This is a genomic window from Embleya sp. NPDC056575 (assembly GCF_042793325.1).
GTDB lineage: Bacteria > Actinomycetota > Actinomycetes > Streptomycetales > Streptomycetaceae > Embleya.
Genome location: NZ_JBHTVA010000103.1, coordinates 15,767 through 32,733, shown reverse-complemented (window position 1 = coordinate 32,733; position 16,967 = coordinate 15,767). Strand labels below are relative to the sequence as shown.

Genomic DNA, 16,967 nt, shown 5'->3' with positions numbered 1-16,967 from the left:
GAGGGTAGTCGATCAGTTCGTCGCGGGCTTCCAGGACGGCGGCCCGGTGGCCCCGTATGCCGAGGAGGTTGGCGAGGGTGAGGCCGACGGGCCCGGCTCCGATGACGACGACGTCGGTGTCGAAGTTGGTCATGGGGTGTTCCGATCGATTCGGTAAACGGTCGATGCCGGTTCAGTTGTGCGACAGGAAGTCGATGACGAGGCGGTTGAATTCGTCGGCGTGCTCGATCATCGCCCAGTGTCCGCACCGGTTGAGCAACACCAGGCGGCTGTCGGGGACGTTCGCGAGCAGGTGCAGCGACACTTCGTAGGACACCACCCGGTCGTCGCGGCCGTGGATGATCAGGGTCGGCGTGGTGATCCCCGGGAGCAGCCGCGGGTCCACCCACTTGGGCAGCGGGGCGCCCTGCGGGATGCCGTCCACGTAGTTGCGCAGGTGCTCGGGCCGGGCCAGCGCCGCCTGCGAACGCACCCGGCACAGCTCGGGGGTGGCGAATCGTTCCTTGTCGAAGCACATGATCTCGACGAGTCGCCGCATGTTCTCCGGGCTCGGATCGCGGTAGGCCGCGATCAGTACCTTCAGGCCCTCGGACGGTCCGTCGCCCGCGCCGAAGAGGGTCCGCATCGGGCCGACGGGAGCGCCCATCGTGACCAGGTGGGTGATCCGGTCGGGATGCTCGGTGGCGAGCCGCAGCGAGGTCTGGCCGCCCATCGAGTTGCCGACGAAGGCGGCCTTGTCGATGCCCAGGGCGTCCAGGAACTGGATCGCGGCCTCGACGTGGTCGAGTCGGTCCACCGTGGCCGGGTCGGATTCGCCCCAGCCGGGCATGTCGACGGCGTACACGTGGAAGTGCTCGGCCAGCGCCGCGATGTTCCCGGCGAAGTTGCTCCAGCCGGTGGCCCCGGGGCCGCTGCCGTGCAGCAGGATCAGCGGCCGGCCGGCGCCGGCCTCGTGGTAGTGGAGTTTCCAGTCCTTGGTGCGGACCAGGCGCGCGGTCGATTCGCGGGTGGGTGTCATCGGTGGTCTCCGTGGTCGGTTCCGGCGGCGCGGGCGAGTCGATCCGCGACCACCTCGGGCGGCAGGTGTCCCCAGTTGTTCAGCCGGTCCAGGGTCCGCACCTGCCAGGTCGCGTCGTCGATGAGCAGGCCGCCCCAGCCGTACTCGACGCTGAATCCCGAGGGGGTGCGCACGTAGAAGCCGAACATGTTGTCGTTGGGGTGCATCCCCAGCGTCATCTCGAACGGCTGCCCGGCTTCCAGGCAGCGGTCGTGGGCCATGCCGACGTCGCGGATGTCGGCGACTTCGAGCATGAAGTGGTGTGTGCTCTTGGGATGTGGCATGTCGCCGAACGCGACGCTGTGGTGGCGCGGGTTGCAGTGCAGGAAGATCAGATCCGCGACCACACCCGGGGCGACCTCCTCGACGATGGTGTCGGAGATCCGGAAGCCCAACAGGCCCTGGTAGAACGCGAGATAGTGCTCGCGGGACACGCCCTTGGCGATCAGCACCTGGTGGCCGGCGCCGCCGTCGCCGGTGACGAAGCCGCCGAGCATGCGGTCGGAGTGGAACGCGGTGTCGGCGTCGGCGAGTCCGACGACCAGCTCCACCCGGTTGCCGATCGGGTCGGCGGTGACCAGGATCCGGTCCACCGCGCGGGCGGCGGCCAGTTCCGCCCCGCCGTCGGCGACGTCGACGCCGGCCGCGGCGAGCCGGTCCGCGAGCGCGTCGAGGGCGGCCTCGTCCTCGACCTCGTAGCCGCTCGCCACCAGGTCGTCGGCGGGCCCGCGCCGGACCAGCCAGCGGTGCGCCTTGGCGTCGGTACGCAGGCGCAGCAGGTCGTCGTCCTTCCCCGCGAGCCGCATGCCCAGCAGGTCGACGGCGAAGTGTTCCCAGTCGGCGAGGTCGCTCGCCTCGTAGACGACGTAGGCGAGTTCCTTGACTCCGGGCATGGGTTCTCCTTGGTGTGCGTGCCGGGGGCGGGGCGGTCGCGCTCCGTGTGTGCTCACGCGGGGACCGCGAGGCCGAAGACGTCGGCGGCGGCGACGAAGCGGTCGGGGCGGATCGCGACGGCCCTGGCGCCGTAGCGGCGCAGCCAGGGCAGCAGTACACGTTCGAGGTCCACCAGTTCGTCGGGGCCCTCGGTGTAGGCGTCCTGCGGGCGAACGGTCAGGTAGCGGGCGCCCAGGGCGTCCCATGCGGCCTTGTCCTCGGCACTCAGCAGGCTCGCGGGGTCGACGCCGTCGCCCAGCAGGACGAAGCCGTTGCCGAGCAGGTCGTCGAGGCGGCCCATCCGGCCGATGGTGTCGCCGACGATCGGCTGCGGCACCATGCGTCCGACGATGGACGCGTCGCCGACGGGTCCGCGCAGCTTGCCCGCGATGAGCACCGGGGGTGCGATGAGCGGCGGCTCGAACGGGGTGACCAGGCCCTCGGGGATCCGGTTCATCGCCGCGATCTCGTCGGGCGTGGCCTCCTGCTTGATCACCCGGCCGAGTCGTACGGCCAGGTCGGTGTAGAACGCGGCGTTGGGTCGGCGTTCGCTCTCGTAGGTGTCGAGCCATTCCTCGGGCAGTTCGCCGCGCAGGACGCGGCCGAGCTTCCAGCCCAGGTTGTGGGCGTCGCGCATCCCGGTCTGCATGCCGGCCCCGGCCCACGGCGGCATCAGGTGTGCGGCGTCGCCGGCCAGGAAGACCCGGCCCGCCCGCCAGGTGTCGGCCATCCGGGTGTGGTGGCGGTAGAAGGCCCACTGGTGGATCGATACGTCGTCGGGGGTCACCCCGAGTGCCGCGAGAAGCGGCCACACGGCGCTCTCGTCGGCGAAGTCGGCCTCGGTCTCGCCCGGTTTGAGCGGGATCTCCCAGCGGTGGTTGCCCGCCGACAGCGCGATGTCGACGACCGGTCGCTCGCGGTCGGACCAGAAGGTGAGCAGGTCGCGGTCGGGCCACCAGCGCTTGACCCGGCAGTCGATGACGATCCATTGCACGTCGACGGTGTCGCCGAGGAGCGTGGCGCCGATCCGGGTGCGGGTGAAGCTGCCGCCGCCGTCCGCGCCGATGGCGTAGCGGGCGCGCACGGTGTGCGTCCGCCCGGTCGCGGCATCCGCGGCGGTGACCGTCACCCCGTCCTCGTCCTGCTCCACGTCGGTCGCCCGCACGCCGAACCGGATGTCGAGCAGGTCGCCGTACTCCTCGGCGCACGCGCGGAGTTCGGCCTCCATGGTGGGTTGGTAGATGTTGTAGAAGCGCGGCCGCACGCCGAGCGTGGACGGCGGGTGCTCGACGCGCATGATCTCGGTGCCGTCGTAGGTGGTCCAGCGCAGTGCCCGCTGCGGCTCGATCACGGCGGCGACGCGCTCGTCGATGCCGAGGTCCTGGAAGATCCGCATCGTCCAGTCGTTGACGGTGACCGCGCGGGCGCGCGCGTGGATGTCGCGGTCGCGCTCGAAGGCGACGACCGAGACGCCCTGCCGCAGCAGCGTGAGCGCGGCGATCACGCCGGTGGGGCCGTACCCGATGAGGGCGACGTCCGCGTCGTGGTGGTGGGTCATGGGGGCTCCGGACCGATGGACAGTCGGCACTATTGGACCGACTGGTCTATTCTTGTATGTCGACCGTCACACGCCACACCGGACCCGTCCAGGCGATTCCGCTGTGCAGAACGGTGACCGCGTCGAGCGTGGTCGTCCGGCGCCTATGCTTCGGCGCATGGCCGACCCCAGACGCAGCAACCGGCGCGGGCGGCGTTCCCGCGAGGAGATCCTGGACGCCGCGACGCGGGTGATGGCCGAGCGCGGATACGCCGCCACCTCGCTGTCCACGCTGAGCCGCGAGACCGGACTGCCCAAGAGCGCGGTCTACCACCACTTCCGGTCCAAGGGCGGCCTGTTGTCGGCGGTGATGGCGCGCGGCGCGTACGACTTCTTCGCGGCCATGCGCGCGGCGCACGCCGGCGGGCCGCCGCCCGGGACGCCGCGAGAGCGGCTGGACTGGTTCCTCCGGCGCACGGGGGAGATGTTCGTGGCCCGACCGGACTTCCTGCGGTTGCATCTGACGCTGGTGATGAGTTCGGAGGCGGCCGAGGCGGAGGTCGGTGCGCTGATCGCACAGGTGCGCCGTGACGGGCGCGCGTACATGCACGGGATGATCCGCGCCGCGTTCGCGGGCGAGGGCGCCGAGATCGCGCGGGCCGTCGCCGATCGGCTCGACCACTTCGCGATCGCGGGCTTCGACGGCGCCTTCGTCGCGGTGCAGGCCGGGTCCGGGCCGGACCTGTTCGAGCAGATGCGGTTGCTGGCCGAGGCCTTGGCGGCGCTCGGCGAGGCGCGGGCGGGCGAGCTGCGGGCGCGCGGCTGAGCCGGCTGTACCCTACCGGTTTCGGGTCCGCGGCTCAGCCGGCCGCGAGCTCGCGTTCCAGTGCGGTTGCCGCGGAGCGCAGTGTGGCCACCCATCGGGTCAGCCGCGCCCGGTCGTAGCGCACGCTCGGCATCGAGACCGACAGGCCGCCGACCGCCCCGCCGTCCGGGCCGCGCACCGGCACCCCGACCGCGACCAGGCCGCGCTCGGAGTGGCCCCGGTTGACGGCGAAACCGTTGCGGGCGACGCGCGAGAGTTCGGCGCGCAGCTCGACCGGGTCCGGCCGGTCGAAGGCCCGGTTCCCCCAGCGCTCGACCGCGTACAGCGCCTCCAGCTCCGCGTCGTCCAACTCGGCGAGCAGCAGCAGTCCGACGGTGGTCAGGTGCGCCGGGAAGACCATGCCCTCGCGCGAGCCCACCCGCAGCGCCTGCGCGCATTCGACGCTCGCGATGAACCGCACGGTCTCGCCGGTGCGTACGATCAGGTTGGCCGACTCGCCCAGCAGGTCGACGAGCCGGTGCAGATGCGGCAGGGCCGCGGTGCGCAGCCGGGAGACGGCGGACTGCGAATGCGTGGCCAGCTCGAGGACCGGACCCACCCGGTAGGCGCGGTCGGGCCCCTGGACGGCGAAATCGCGGTAGACGAGCATCGCGAGCAGCCGGTGTGCGGTGGACATGGCCACGCCGAGGCGCCGGGCCACCTCGCTGACCGTCATCGGGCCCTCCAGCTGGAGCATCGTGGCGGCCTTGAGGGCGTTGTCCACGCCGGCGAGGGCGTACGGCGGCGGGGTCTTGAGCGGCTTGTCCACGCTGGCTCCCGGAAAGCATTCCGCACCACAGAATCTTGTTTTCTGTCCGGCGCTGTACCGCCACGGTATACGCATGACCACCAGCCCTGACGAGCCGTATGCCGAGCCGGACGCCGAACCGCGCACCGCGCCGCGTGCCGTCGCCGCCGCGAACCAACCGGAGGCCACTTTGGATCTGGAGGCCCTGTATCGGGGGTTCGAGCGCGAACTGCTCGTCCCCCTGTGGACCGAGATCGGCGACCTGATGCCGGTCCACCCGCGCTCGCGCGCCGTGCCGCACCTGTGGAAGTGGGACAACCTGCTCCGGCTCGCCGAGCGTGCGGGTGAACTCGTACCGGTCGGCCGCGGCGGGGAGCGACGGGCCATCGCGCTCGCCAACCCCGGACTGGCCGGCCGCCCCTTCGCGACGCCCACGCTGTGGGCGGCGATCCAATACCTCATGCCGGGCGAGGACGCCCCCGAGCACCGCCACACCCAGCACGCCTTCCGCTTCGTCGTCGAGGGCTCCGGCGTCTGGACGGTCGTGGGCGGCGATCCGGTACCCATGAACCGCGGCGACTTCCTGCCCCAGGCCGGTTGGAACCGGCACGCCCACCACAACGCCACCGCGGCTCCGATGGCCTGGATCGACGGCCTCGACATCCCGTTCCAGTACGGGGTCGAAAGCCAGTTCTTCGAGGTCGGCCGCGACCGGCTCGACGCCGCCGAGCGCACCACACCCGAACGCTCGCGCTCCGAACGGCTCTGGGGCCACGTCGGACTGCGCCCGCTGTCCGCGCCCGCCGGCGCCGCCCCGGGCTCGCCGCTGCTGTCCTACAAGTGGGCGGTCACCGACCGCGCGCTCGACGACCAGCTGGCGCTGGAGAGGGAGGGACACGGCGGCACCGTGGAGCACGGCCACGCCGCCGTGCGCTACGTCGATCCGGCCGGCGGCGCGGATGTGCTGCCGACGATTCGCGCCGAGTTCCACCGCATCGTGCGCGGCGCCGAGACGGCACCGCTGCGGGAGACCGGATCCTCCGTCTACCAGGTCTTCGACGGCTCGGGGACGGTCACCGTCGGCGACCGGACCTGGTCCGTCTCCCGCGGCGACCTGTTCACGGTGCCGTCCTGGACGCCGTTCTCGGCCCGCTCCGAGGCCGGTGCCACCGACTCCGACAGCGGCGCCCTCGACCTGTTCCGGTTCGGCGACGCGCCGATCCTCGAAGCCCTGCGACTCCACCGCTCCACCACCGACGAGGACCCCCGATGAAGCTCGCCACCCTGCGCACCCCCGCCGGCACCCGCGCCGTCCTGCTCGCCGGAGCGGAACTGATCGACCTCGGCGCCCCCGACGTCGGCGCGCTGCTCGCCGACCCGAACTGGCGCGAACGGGCCGCGTCCGCCGCCGGCGACCGCTTCCCCGTGACCGGCGCCGACTTCGCCCCGGTCGTCCCGCGGCCGTCCAAGGTGGTCTGCGTCGGCCTCAACTACAAGAACCACATCCAGGAGATGGGCCGCGAACTGCCCGGCCACCCCACGCTGTTCGCGAAGTTCGCGGACTGCCTGAGCGGAGCGGCCGACGACATCCCGCACCCGGCCGAGACCGCCGAACTGGACTGGGAGGTCGAACTCGCCCTCGTCATCGGCCGACCGGTGCGCCGGGCGAGCACCGCCGAGGCCGAGGCCGCCATCGCCGGGTTCACCGTGCTCAACGACATCACCTGCCGCGACTGGCAGTTCCGCACCCGCGAGTGGCTCCAGGGCAAGATGTGGGACACCTCCACGCCCATCGGCCCCTACCTGGTCACCCCGGACGAACTGCCCGGCGGCGTGCGCCCGGTGCTCGACGTGCGGCTCGACGTCGACGGCGAGGTGATGCAGTGCGACACCACCGGCGACCTCCTGTTCGACCCGGTCGCGCTGGTCGAGTACGTCTCCACGGTGATCCGCCTCAACCCGGGCGACGTGATCGCCACCGGCACGCCCGGCGGTGTCGGCCACGCCCGCACCCCGCACCGATACCTGCGCCCGGGTGCGACCGTGGTCGCCGAGATCGACGGCATCGGCCGGTTGGTCAACCGCGTCGTCGCGGACGCCCGGTGAGCGGCGCGCCCGGCGATCCGGCGCACCGGGCGCTGCGCTGGACGGGGATCGGCACCGCCCGGTTCCTCGACGCCTGCGCGGCCTTCGACGAGGCGGCGTTCGACGCCCGAACCCCCCTGCCCGGCTGGACGCGTCGGCACCTGGTCGCGCACGTGGCGGCCAACGCGGACGCCCTGGGCAACCTGGTGCGGTGGGCCGCCACCGGCGAGCCGACCCCGATGTACGCGTCCGCGGACGAGCGCCGGGCCGGCATCGAACGCGGCGCGAGGATGACCGGCGCCGAGTTGACGGCCCGGGCGACCCGCTCCGCCGCCGCCCTGGCGGCCGGCCTCGACGCCCTCACCGCGGAGCAGTGGGCGCACGACGTGGTCACCGCCCAGGGCCGCGTCGTGTCCGCCGGGGAGATCCCCTGGCTGCGGGCGCGCGAAGTGTGCGTACACGCCGTCGACTTGGCGGCCGGGGTCGGATTCGCCGACTTCCCTCCGGACTTCCTGGAGCGATTGGCCGCCGAAGCCGTCGACCGGCACGGCGCCCGGACCACCGCGGCCGTGACGCTGACGGCCGACGACCTCCACCCCGCCCGTACGTGGCGCCTGGCCGGCACCGGCGAACCGGCCTCGATCCGTGCGCCGTTGGCCGATGTCACCGCCTATCTGACCGGCCGCGTCGCGACGTTGCCCACCGAGTCCGGCGCACCGGCACCCGAACTTCCCGCATGGCTGTGAGGACACCCGCGATGACGACAAGCCACCCCACACACCCCGACCCGACGGACGTCCTCGTCGTCGGCGGCGGAATCGGCGGCCTCGGTGCCGCGTTCGCCCTGTCCCGCGAGGGCCTGCGGGTCCGCGTGCTGGAGGCGGCACCGGAGTTCGGCGAGGTCGGCGCGGGACTTCAGCTCGCGCCCAACTGCACCCGCATCCTGCACGAGTACGGCCTGCTGGACGAGGCCCGGCGACGGGGCGTGGTACCGGAGTCCATGGTGATGTTCGACGCCGTCGACGCCGTCGAGCTCACCCGCCTGGACCTGCGCGACCTGGAACGGCGCTACGGCTTCCCGTACATCGTGATCCACCGCAGCGACCTGCACGCCCTGCTGCTCGACGCGTGCCGGCGCGCCGGCGTCGACCTGGCCACCGACAGCAGGGTCGTCGAATACCGCGACGAGGGCCCGCGGCCCGCGGTCGTCCTGGCGGACGGCCGCGTGGAGGACGCCGACGTGGTGATCGCGGCGGACGGCCTCCGCTCGGTCGCGCGCGACCGGTTCGTCGGCGACGCACCGGTCGGCTCGTCCTATGTGGCCTACCGCGGCGCGGTCCCCATCGACGACGTCCGCGATCACCGGGTGCACGAGAACGCCGTCGTCGTATACGTCGGCCCGCGCTGCCACTTCGTGCAGTACGCCCTGCGCGGCGGCGAGATGTTCAACCAGGTCGCCGTGTTCGAATCACCGAAGGCGCTTGCCGGCAGGGACGACTGGGGCACGCCCGACGAACTCGACGAGGCGTTCGCGGGGACCGCCGAGCAGGTCCGGGCGGGCATCCCGCTGATGTGGCGGGACCGGTGGTGGCGCATGTTCGACCGCGAACCGGTCGACACGTGGGTGTTCGACCGGATCGCCCTGCTCGGCGACGCGGCCCATCCGCCGCTGCAATACCTGGCGCAGGGCGCGATCATGGCACTGGAGGACGGCTGGGTACTGGCCCGGCACGCCGCCCGGAACCGCGCGGCCGACGGCACCGTGGACTGGACCGCCGCCCTCGCCGGCTACCAGGCGGTCCGACCCGAGCACTGCCGCCGCGTGCAGCGCACCGCCCGCGCCTGGGGCGAGCTCTGGCACCTCGACGGCCTCGCCCGCGCACAACGCAACACCATCCTGCGCGAACGCGACACCTACGACTACACGTTCATCGACTGGCTGTACGGCCCGACGGCGCTGGACCCGGACCAGGAGGCCCCGATGTTCGCCCCGATCCCGCTCGACTCCTCCGGCCCGCCCGTCGGGGTGCACCCGTCGAACGCTTGACCGGGCACCGTCCCCGCTCGTCCCGAGGTGCCGGCGGGTGTGTGGGGTCGGGCTTGTACGGTGGGTTTCGTGACCGCCGACCCGTTTCCCGATCCGACCGCCGAGTTCGAGGCGCAGCGGGGGCGGCTGTTCGGGATCGCGTATCGGATGTTGGGGTCGGCGGCCGAGGCCGAGGACGCGGTGCAGGATACGTATCTGCGCTGGCACGCGGCCGAGCGGGGACACATCGACGCGCCGGGGGCGTGGTTGGCCAAGGTGCTGACCAACCTGTGTCTCAACCGGCTGACGTCCGCGCGGGCCCGGCGCGAGGAGTACGTCGGACCGTGGTTGCCCGAGCCGGTGCGGACGGACACCGGGGTGCTCGGGCCGTTGGAGACCGCCGAACAGCGGGACGCGGTGTCGATGGCGATGCTCGTGATGCTGGAGCGGTTGTCGCCGCCGGAGCGGGCGGTCGTGGTGTTGCGGGACGCGTTCGGATACAGCCATCGGGAGATCGCCGAGGTGTTGGACTGGCCGGAGGCCAATTCCCGGCAGACCCACCGGCGGGCCAGGCTGCGCCTCGCGTCCGGGCGGCCGCGTTTCGAGGCTCCCGCGGCGGTGCGCTCCGATCTGTTGGCGCGTTTCCTCGCGGCGGCGGCCGAGGGAGCGCTCGACGAACTGGAGGCGCTGCTCGCGGACGATGTCGTGGCGTGGTCCGACGGGGGCGGCAAGGTCACCGCGTCCACGCGCCCGGTCTTGGGTCGGGACAAGGTGGCCCGGTTCCTCCTGGGTCTGATGGCCCGCTTCGCCTCCGGTATGGAGTTCGGCTTCGCCGAGGTCAACGGCGACACGGCGCTGTTGGGCTGGGAGGACGGGGCGCTCACGACGGCCGCGGTGGTGGAGGTCGGCGCGGAGGGCATAGCGGGCGTGCGGATGGTCCGGAATCCGGAGAAGCTGAAATTTCTCGAAGAACAATGCCGAGAGTTGTCACGTAACGCGTAGCCGTTCGGTTCCTTGCTGACGAGGGCGACGTCGCGGAGGTGCGGCGTCGCCGTGGCGAGGAGGACCGATGAGCGAGAACGTGATCCTGGTGACGGGTGCCACCGGTGTGCTGGGGCGTGAGGTGCTGAACCGGGCACGGCGTGCCGGCGTGCCGGTGCGGGCGATGACCCGCCGGACGGCGCTGCCCGACGATCCGGGGGTGACCTGGGTGACCGCCGACCTGCAGACGGGTACGGGCCTGGACGCGGCGTTCGACGGTGTCGCGACCATCATCCACTGCGCCTCGGACACGCGGCGGCCGAAGCACGACATCCCCGGCTGGCGGCATCTGCTGGACGCGGCGCGGCGGGCCGGAGTCGGGCACATCGTGAACATCTCGATCGTCGGCGTGGACCGGATCCCGTACTCCTACTACCGGATCAAGGTCGAGGGTGAGCGGTTGCTGGCCGCGTCGGGTATTCCGTGGACGAACCTGCGCGCGACGCAGTTCCCCGAGTTGCTGCACAAGGCGTTCGGCGTCCTCGCCAAGGCACCCGTCGTCCTCGTCCCGTCGAAGACCGAGTGCCAACCCGTGGACCAGGGTGAAGTGGCCGACCGCCTGGTGGAGTTGGCGCTGGGTGCGCCGGCCGGGCGGGTCCCGGACATGGGCGGACCGCGCGTCTACGAGGCGGTGGACCTGGCACGTTCCTGGCTGGAGGCGATGGGCAGGCGGCGAAGGGTCGTGCCCGTACGCGTCCCGGGCAAGGCGGGCGCCGGGTTCCGCGCCGGGGGGTTGGTCACGCGGGAGCACGCGGTGGGCGTCCGGACCTGGGAGGATTACCTCACCGCCAAGCAACCCACCTGACCGGCCCCGACGCCTGCATCCCCTCCCCCGGCCCGCGGCCCCCGACCGCGGGCCGGGGCACCTCGCTTCGCACCACGGCCCGCGCGGGCACCATCCGGTGGGCGTCGGGTATTTTCCGCGCATGGGACGTAAACCGAACCCCGAGCGGCGGCCGGAGATCCTGCGTGCGGTCGTGGACGAGTTGGCGCGGACGGGGCTCGGCGACCTCTCGCTGCGGCCACTGGCGGCGGCGTTGGGGGTGAGCACGTACACGCTGACGTACCAGTTCGGCTCGAAGGAGGAACTGCTGCGCGCGGTATTGGAGTTCGTGGAGTCCGAGCAGGCGGCCATGGCGCGCGGGGCGATGCGGGACGCCGGTGGTGATGTCGGCCGGGTGGTCGCGGCGTACTGGGATTGGGTGGCGGAGCCGGCGCATCTCGCGCGCGTGCGGCTGGTGTTCGAGGCGCTGGCGATTCCGCGGCTGTCGGGGTTGTTGCCGGGAGACTTTCGGGCGCGGTTGATGTCGGCGTGGGTGGAGTTGCTGTCGGGTGATCTCGCGAGTGCCGGTCTGGGGCGCGAGGAGGCCGAGGCGGAGGCGACGGTCGCGGCGTCGGCGCTCGCGGGCATGGTGCTCGACCTGTTGGCCACCGGCGAGCGCGAGCGGCTGAACCGGGCGGCGGGGCAGCTCGCAAGGCGCCTGGACGATCTTCAAGTCGCCTGCCGTACACGGTGATTGGTCGAGGTGGGCGTATTGCCGATTGACATGACGGTCGTTATGTTAACCGGTATGACACCGACGCGCGCCTCCTCGTTCCGCACCGTGGACGCTCCCCGTCCCGCACTCGCCTCCCGCTCGGAGACCCTTCGTTGGGAGGGCGCCGCGTGGGTCCTGGTCGGCGCCGCCTGGGTGCTCTCGGCATGGCCGGGCCTCCTGGTCGACTGGGACGGCGAACCGATCGCCGTCGCCGCCGGGGCGGCCATGGCCGCCCTTTTCGTCCTGTGGCACGCGCTCGCGCACGGCACGCCCCTCGGCCGGGTCGGCGACCGGGTGCTGCGGACGCGACCCGGTCGACGCCGCAAGTCGCGCACCCACATCCGTGCCACGGTCGCCCTGGACACCGTCGCCATCGGCGGTTCGGGGGTGCTGTGGTGCGTCGCCGCCCGCGAGTTCGGGTGGTCGGAGGCGGTCACCGGCGGCCTGGCCCAGGTCGCGGCGGGAGTCGCCTTCCTGGTCTGGGGCGCGCTGCACGCTCCGGCGGTGCGTCGGGTCCGCGGGACGGCGGCCGACGCTCCCGTCGTCAGCCGCCGCGTGCTGGGGGCGGGGCCGATGACCGTCGCGCCGGCGACTGCCGCCCAGGTGGCGGCGCTCGACGCGGCCGACGCCCGCTGTCGCCGGCTTCGCATGGGCCGCCTGCAACGATGGGTGCTCAACCCGCCGATGCGAGCGCTCGCCTGCTCGGGCGTGCTTCCGCACCACGCGGTGCTGGAGACCACGGGACGGACCACGGGGCGTCGCCGCCGGACGGTGGTGGGCGTACGCCGCGACCCCGACTCGGTGTTGTGGCTGGTCGCCGAGCACGGCTCCCGGGCGGCGTATGTACGCAACCTGTCGGCGGACCCGAACGTACGCGTACACCTGCGCGGCCGCTGGGTCCCCGGCGTCGCGGCGCTGCTGCCCGACGACGATGTACAGGCACGCCTCGGCGCGTTCCCCACACACCATGCTCAGACACTGCGCAGGTTCGCCACGACCCCGGCGACCGTACGCATCGACCTCACCCGAACGGCGTCCTGAGCCGGCCCCGCCGGCGACCCCGGACCCGCACTCATCCGGCCAGGGCCGCGGCGCCCACGAGTCCGGCGTCCGCGCCGAGTATGGCCGTAAGCAGCGGCGGGGCCGCGGGGCGCGCGGCGGTGTGTTCGGCGTAGGCGCGCTCCATCGCCGCGCGCACCGGTCCGGCGGCGCTGCCCAGCCCACCGCCCACCACGATCGCGGCCGGATCGAGCAGTCGCACCACGGCCGCCAGGACCGTGCCCAACGCGCGGCCGGCGGAGTCCAGCACCGCCGCCGCCCGGGGCCCGCCCGCGGCAAGCACCTCGCGGGTCCCGGCCACCCCGAAACGCTCGCCGATGCCGCGCCCGGAGGCGTAACTCTCCAGATTGCCCGGCCAGTTCGGGTCCACCGAAGCAGGCACCTCGAACTCGCCGAGCGCGATCGCCTCACCGCGCGCACCGGTCACGGGCACGGCGTCGAGCACGAAGGTCGAGGACAGGCCGGTGCCAAGCGAGACGTAGAAGAAGCCGTCCAGCCCACGACCGGCGCCGTGCCGGGCCTCGCCGAGCGCGCCACAGCGCACGTCCGACCCCACCGCACACGGGACGTCGAGCGCGAGCGCGGACAGCACGTCGAGCGGTTGTTTGTCCCACGCCAACACCTCGCGGCTGGTCAGCAGCCCGTCGGCGGCCACGTATTCGGGGAAGCCCGCGCCCAGCCCGGTCACCGTCAGCCCCAGGCGCCGTGCCGCGGCGAGCAGGTCGACCGCCGCTGCCCGGGTGCCGGCGAGCCCAGGGTCGCGCAGCCGCCCGGCGGTGACGGTGGGGCGTTCGTCGCGGTGCAGGACGGTTCCGTCGGCCGTGACGAGCGCGGCGGCGATCTTGGTGCCGCCCACGTCCAGGGCCGCGGTGACGAAGGTGCTCAAGGTTTCTCCCACGATGGCTTGCTCATCGGTCGTACGCGGCGCGAGGTCCCGCCGGCCCCTACTCGGCCCCCCGATGCAGCGTGGCCTCGAATCGATACGCGTCCCCGCGATACACCGCCCGCCCCAGCAACACCGGCACCTCACCGCGATCGAAGGTGACCTCCTCGCCGATCAGCACCGGCGAGCCCACGGGCACCCGCAGCAGCTCGGCGGTGGACGCGTCCGCGGCGTCCGCGTGCGCGGTGTACTGGCTGCGCAGGATGTGTACGCCCGTCTCCTCCAGGAGCGCGAACAACGAACGATTCTCCAGCTCCGCCGTCTCCAGCGCCCGCGCCCGGTCGCGGACGAGCACGGTGGTGTCCAGGCAGACGGGAACGTTGTCCAGGCCGCGCACGCGGGTGATCTCCACCACTTCGGAGGCGGGCGCGACGCGCAGCCGCACCGCCTCCTCGTAGCTCGCCGGCCGCACCCGCCGGGTCAGCAGCCGCGCGGTGGCGGTGAGTCCGCGGTCCCGTGCGATGTCGGTGAAGCTGCGCAGCAGGCTCGGCGGTTCACTGACCACGTCGGTGGAGACGTACCACCCGCGTTGGGCGGAGGCGTGCACCCGGCCGTCGCGCTCCAGACCGGCCAGGGCCAGGCGCAGGCTGCTGCGGCTGACCCCCAACCGTTGGGCGAGCGCGCGTTCGCCGGGCAGGCGGCTGCCCGCGGGGAATTCGCGCCGGTCCAACGCCTGGGCCAGTGCCCGGTAGGCGATTTGCACGGCGGGTCCCGCGGCGGCGGGGAGATCGTCGCTGACTGTCACAGCGCGAGAACATACCAGAAGAACCAATAGTCAGACCAGATGCGAATCTGGTCCAATCTCTGGACTAACTGGTCTGCCGTAGGTCATGATCCGGGAAGAAGCGACAAGCGGGACCCGTCACTCCGACGACCCCCTCCTGTCCGTTACGGACAGCCCGTCCGATATGGATGTTCTGTCCACTGTGGACGGCTTCCGCCACAACCACGACGCGCAAGGAACCCTCAATGCCGGTAAGCGAACCCGTCCGTCTCGCCGTCGTCGGTGCCGGGACGATCACCCAGTCGGTGCACCTGCCCGCGATCCGGCGCCTCGGCGACGTCGTCACCACCGCGGTCGTGTGCGACCTGTCACCCTCCCGAGCGGCGTCCGTCGCCGCCGGGACCGGCGCCGGCGTGCGGGCCGAAACCGACTACGCCCGCGTCCTGGCCGATCCCGACGTGGACGCCGTACTGCTGGCCACCCCCGGCACCCACGCCCGCGACGCCAAGGCCGCCCTGCTCGCCGGCAAGCACGTGCTCGCCGAGAAGCCGCTGTGCCTGACCGTCGCCGAGGCCGACGAACTCGGCGCGCTGGCCGCCGAGCGCGGCCTGGTGCTCCAGGTCGGCTACATGAAGATGTACGACCCGATCACCGCGCTCGCCGCCGCCGAGCTGGACACCCTCGACACCCCGCGCACCGTGCGCGTGACCGTGCTGCACCCGGCCGACGAGCCCCAGGTCGCGCACCTGCGGATGCCGCCGCCGGCCGACGACGCGGACGGCGCGGTGATCGCCGAGGCGATCCGCTACGAGGCCGACCGCACGCTCGACGCCCTCGGCGAGGTCCCGGCCGAACTCGGCCGCTACTACCGCGAGGTGCTCAACGGCTCGGTGATCCACGAACTCTCGCTGCTGCGCGCGCTCGGCTTCACCCTGCCGACCTCCTTCGACACCGCCGACCTGTGGCCGTGGCCCGTCGAGGGCGAACCGCCGTGCCTGCTGGCGTCCGCGCCGCTGGGTGTCGACGGGGCCGCACGCCTGGTGCTCAACTGGAACTGGCTGCCCGACCACCCCGAATACGGCGAGGAGGTCGCCGTGCTCGCCCGCGACGGCCGGCTGCGCCTGGACATGGCCGCGCCCTACCTCGTGGACGTGCGCAGCACGTTGCGGGTCGAGCGCGCCCACGACGGGGCCAGCCGCGACTCGCTCGTGCGCTCCGGATACGACACCGGATTCGTCGTACAACTGGCGGAGTTCGCCGCGTCGATCACGCACGGCGCGCCGGTGCGCTCGACCGCGAGCGGGGCCGCCGAGGACGTGCGCTGCCTCCAGGCGCTGATCGCGGCGATCGCCCGCCGCGCCGACGTGCGCGTCGGCGGCGAGGCCGCCCTCGTGGAAGGTGACGCCCGATGACCACGATCCGACCCTCCGGCCCCGCCCTGCGGATCGGTAACGCCCCCGTCAGCTACGGCGTCTACGGCGAAGCCGCCGGCGGCGCCGGCACCTCGCCCGAGGCCCTGCTCGCCTCGATGGCCGAAGCCGGCTACGCGGGCAGCGAGTTGGGCCCGCCCGGGTTCTTCGGCACCCCGGCCGAGACCGCCGCCCTGTTCACCCGGCACGGCCTGGCCGCCGTCGGGGCCTACATCCCCGTGCACTACGCGCTCGGCGACGACGTGGTGGCGCACGACCTGGCCCGGATGGAACAGACCTGCCGCGAGTTGGCCGCGTGCGCCGAGGCCACCGGCGAGACACCGCTGGCGATCCTGGCCGACGAGGGCAGCGAGGCCCTGCTGCACAACCCGGCCCGCGCCTGGGAGGACCGCTCGCTCGCGCTCGACGACGCCGGGTGGCGGCGGCTGGCGCAGTTGTCCGAGCGGGCCGTCGCGCTGGCCCGCTCGTACGGGCTGCGCACCTCCTTCCACCCGCACATCAGCACCTTCGTCGAATCGCCCTGGGAGGTGGACCGGCTGCTCGACCTCACCGAGGTGGGCCTGACGCTGGACATCGCCCACATCCAGCTCGCGGGCGGCGACCCGGTCGAGTGCCTGGACCGCTGGCAAGAGCGGATCAACCACGTGCACCTCAAGGACGTCGACACGAGCGTGCTGGCCCGGGCCAAGGCCGCGCGCCGCACCGACTTCGACACGTGGTGGGCGAACGTGTGCGTGCCCTTCGGGCACGGCGACGTCGACATCGACCGATTCCTGGTCGCCCTCCTGCGCGGCGGCTACCGCGAGTGGCTGCTGATCGAGCAGGACCGCGCGCCCACCCCCGCCGAGCTGTACCCGACCGTGGCCGCCGAACAGGCCGCCAACCGCGCGTGGCTCGCGGCCAAGGTCGCCGAACTCGTCTGACCCCGACCCCGATCCCGGGGGGCGCCCCGCCAGGCCGCCCCCCGGTCCCTCTTGACCA

18 protein-coding genes are annotated in these 16,967 nt (G+C 72.8%); 11 read left to right on the top strand and 7 right to left on the bottom strand.

Annotation, left to right across the window (positions count from 1 at the left end):
* The 4 genes from ACFRCG_RS44865 to ACFRCG_RS44850 all read right to left on the bottom strand — a co-directional run.
* The coding region (locus ACFRCG_RS44865; RefSeq protein ID WP_380042444.1) for an FAD-dependent monooxygenase at positions 1 to 133 on the bottom strand (133 nt) is incomplete at its 3' end.
* Positions 134 to 172: 39 nt separating this feature from the next.
* Entirely contained in the window at positions 173 to 1,018 is an 846-nt protein-coding gene (locus ACFRCG_RS44860) for an alpha/beta fold hydrolase (RefSeq protein WP_380042442.1), read from the bottom strand.
* Positions 1,015 to 1,950 carry a VOC family protein gene (locus ACFRCG_RS44855; RefSeq protein WP_380042441.1) on the bottom strand — a complete coding sequence of 312 codons (936 nt, stop codon included), beginning with the start codon at positions 1,948 to 1,950 and terminating at the stop codon, positions 1,015 to 1,017. The genes ACFRCG_RS44860 and ACFRCG_RS44855 overlap by 4 nt, the downstream gene beginning before the upstream one ends.
* A gap of 53 nt (positions 1,951 to 2,003) precedes the next feature.
* Positions 2,004 to 3,548 (bottom strand): bifunctional 3-(3-hydroxy-phenyl)propionate/3-hydroxycinnamic acid hydroxylase, encoded by a 1,545-nt coding sequence (locus ACFRCG_RS44850; protein WP_380042440.1) that lies wholly within the window; start codon positions 3,546 to 3,548, stop codon positions 2,004 to 2,006.
* 157 nt (positions 3,549 to 3,705) lie between these two features.
* Here ACFRCG_RS44850 and ACFRCG_RS44845 point away from each other — a divergent pair, with 157 nt between their 5' ends.
* Positions 3,706 to 4,353, top strand: a complete 648-nt coding sequence (locus ACFRCG_RS44845; RefSeq protein WP_380042439.1) for a TetR/AcrR family transcriptional regulator — start codon at positions 3,706 to 3,708, stop codon at positions 4,351 to 4,353.
* 34 nt (positions 4,354 to 4,387) lie between these two features.
* Here ACFRCG_RS44845 and ACFRCG_RS44840 read toward each other — a convergent pair whose 3' ends face one another.
* The gene (locus ACFRCG_RS44840) at positions 4,388 to 5,161 is read right to left on the bottom strand and encodes an IclR family transcriptional regulator (protein ID WP_380042438.1); all 774 of its coding nucleotides are present in this window, start codon (positions 5,159 to 5,161) and stop codon (positions 4,388 to 4,390) included.
* 73 nt (positions 5,162 to 5,234) lie between these two features.
* Here ACFRCG_RS44840 and ACFRCG_RS44835 point away from each other — a divergent pair, with 73 nt between their 5' ends.
* The 8 genes from ACFRCG_RS44835 (at position 5,235) to ACFRCG_RS44800 (ending at position 12,871) form a co-directional block, all read left to right on the top strand.
* Entirely contained in the window at positions 5,235 to 6,413 is a 1,179-nt protein-coding gene (locus ACFRCG_RS44835) for a cupin domain-containing protein (RefSeq protein WP_380042437.1), read from the top strand.
* Positions 6,410 to 7,246, top strand: coding sequence for a fumarylacetoacetate hydrolase family protein (locus ACFRCG_RS44830; RefSeq protein ID WP_380042436.1), 837 nt, complete (start codon positions 6,410 to 6,412; stop codon positions 7,244 to 7,246). Before ACFRCG_RS44835 ends, ACFRCG_RS44830 begins: the two co-directional genes overlap by 4 nt.
* A complete protein-coding gene (locus ACFRCG_RS44825; RefSeq protein WP_380042435.1) occupies positions 7,243 to 7,971 on the top strand; it encodes a maleylpyruvate isomerase family mycothiol-dependent enzyme in 729 nt (242 codons plus the stop codon). Before ACFRCG_RS44830 ends, ACFRCG_RS44825 begins: the two co-directional genes overlap by 4 nt.
* Before the next feature lie 11 nt (positions 7,972 to 7,982).
* Complete coding sequence (locus ACFRCG_RS44820) at positions 7,983 to 9,272, top strand: FAD-dependent monooxygenase (RefSeq protein WP_380042434.1); 1,290 nt, start codon at positions 7,983 to 7,985, stop codon at positions 9,270 to 9,272.
* Between the two features lie 69 nt (positions 9,273 to 9,341).
* Positions 9,342 to 10,253 (top strand): RNA polymerase sigma-70 factor, encoded by a 912-nt coding sequence (locus tag ACFRCG_RS44815; protein ID WP_380042433.1) that lies wholly within the window; start codon positions 9,342 to 9,344, stop codon positions 10,251 to 10,253.
* 67 nt (positions 10,254 to 10,320) lie between these two features.
* Positions 10,321 to 11,097, top strand: coding sequence for an SDR family oxidoreductase (locus ACFRCG_RS44810; protein ID WP_380042432.1), 777 nt, complete (start codon positions 10,321 to 10,323; stop codon positions 11,095 to 11,097).
* A 121-nt stretch (positions 11,098 to 11,218) separates the two neighbouring features.
* The gene (locus tag ACFRCG_RS44805) at positions 11,219 to 11,809 is read left to right on the top strand and encodes a TetR family transcriptional regulator (RefSeq protein WP_380042431.1); all 591 of its coding nucleotides are present in this window, start codon (positions 11,219 to 11,221) and stop codon (positions 11,807 to 11,809) included.
* A gap of 54 nt (positions 11,810 to 11,863) precedes the next feature.
* Positions 11,864 to 12,871: a nitroreductase/quinone reductase family protein gene (locus tag ACFRCG_RS44800; RefSeq protein WP_380042430.1), complete on the top strand. Its 1,008-nt coding sequence runs from the start codon at positions 11,864 to 11,866 to the stop codon at positions 12,869 to 12,871.
* A 31-nt stretch (positions 12,872 to 12,902) separates the two neighbouring features.
* On the opposite strand, the gene ACFRCG_RS44795 is transcribed toward ACFRCG_RS44800, so the two are convergent.
* Complete coding sequence (locus ACFRCG_RS44795; protein WP_380042429.1) at positions 12,903 to 13,775, bottom strand: ROK family protein; 873 nt, start codon at positions 13,773 to 13,775, stop codon at positions 12,903 to 12,905.
* Positions 13,776 to 13,833: 58 nt separating this feature from the next.
* Positions 13,834 to 14,577: a GntR family transcriptional regulator gene (locus tag ACFRCG_RS44790; RefSeq protein WP_380042428.1), complete on the bottom strand. Its 744-nt coding sequence runs from the start codon at positions 14,575 to 14,577 to the stop codon at positions 13,834 to 13,836.
* 224 nt (positions 14,578 to 14,801) lie between these two features.
* On the opposite strand from ACFRCG_RS44790, the gene ACFRCG_RS44785 reads away from it, so the two are divergent.
* Positions 14,802 to 15,968, top strand: coding sequence for a Gfo/Idh/MocA family protein (locus ACFRCG_RS44785; RefSeq protein ID WP_380042427.1), 1,167 nt, complete (start codon positions 14,802 to 14,804; stop codon positions 15,966 to 15,968).
* Positions 15,965 to 16,909, top strand: coding sequence for a sugar phosphate isomerase/epimerase family protein (locus ACFRCG_RS44780; protein ID WP_380042426.1), 945 nt, complete (start codon positions 15,965 to 15,967; stop codon positions 16,907 to 16,909). The genes ACFRCG_RS44785 and ACFRCG_RS44780 overlap by 4 nt, the downstream gene beginning before the upstream one ends.
* Positions 16,910 to 16,967: the final 58 nt, after the last annotated feature.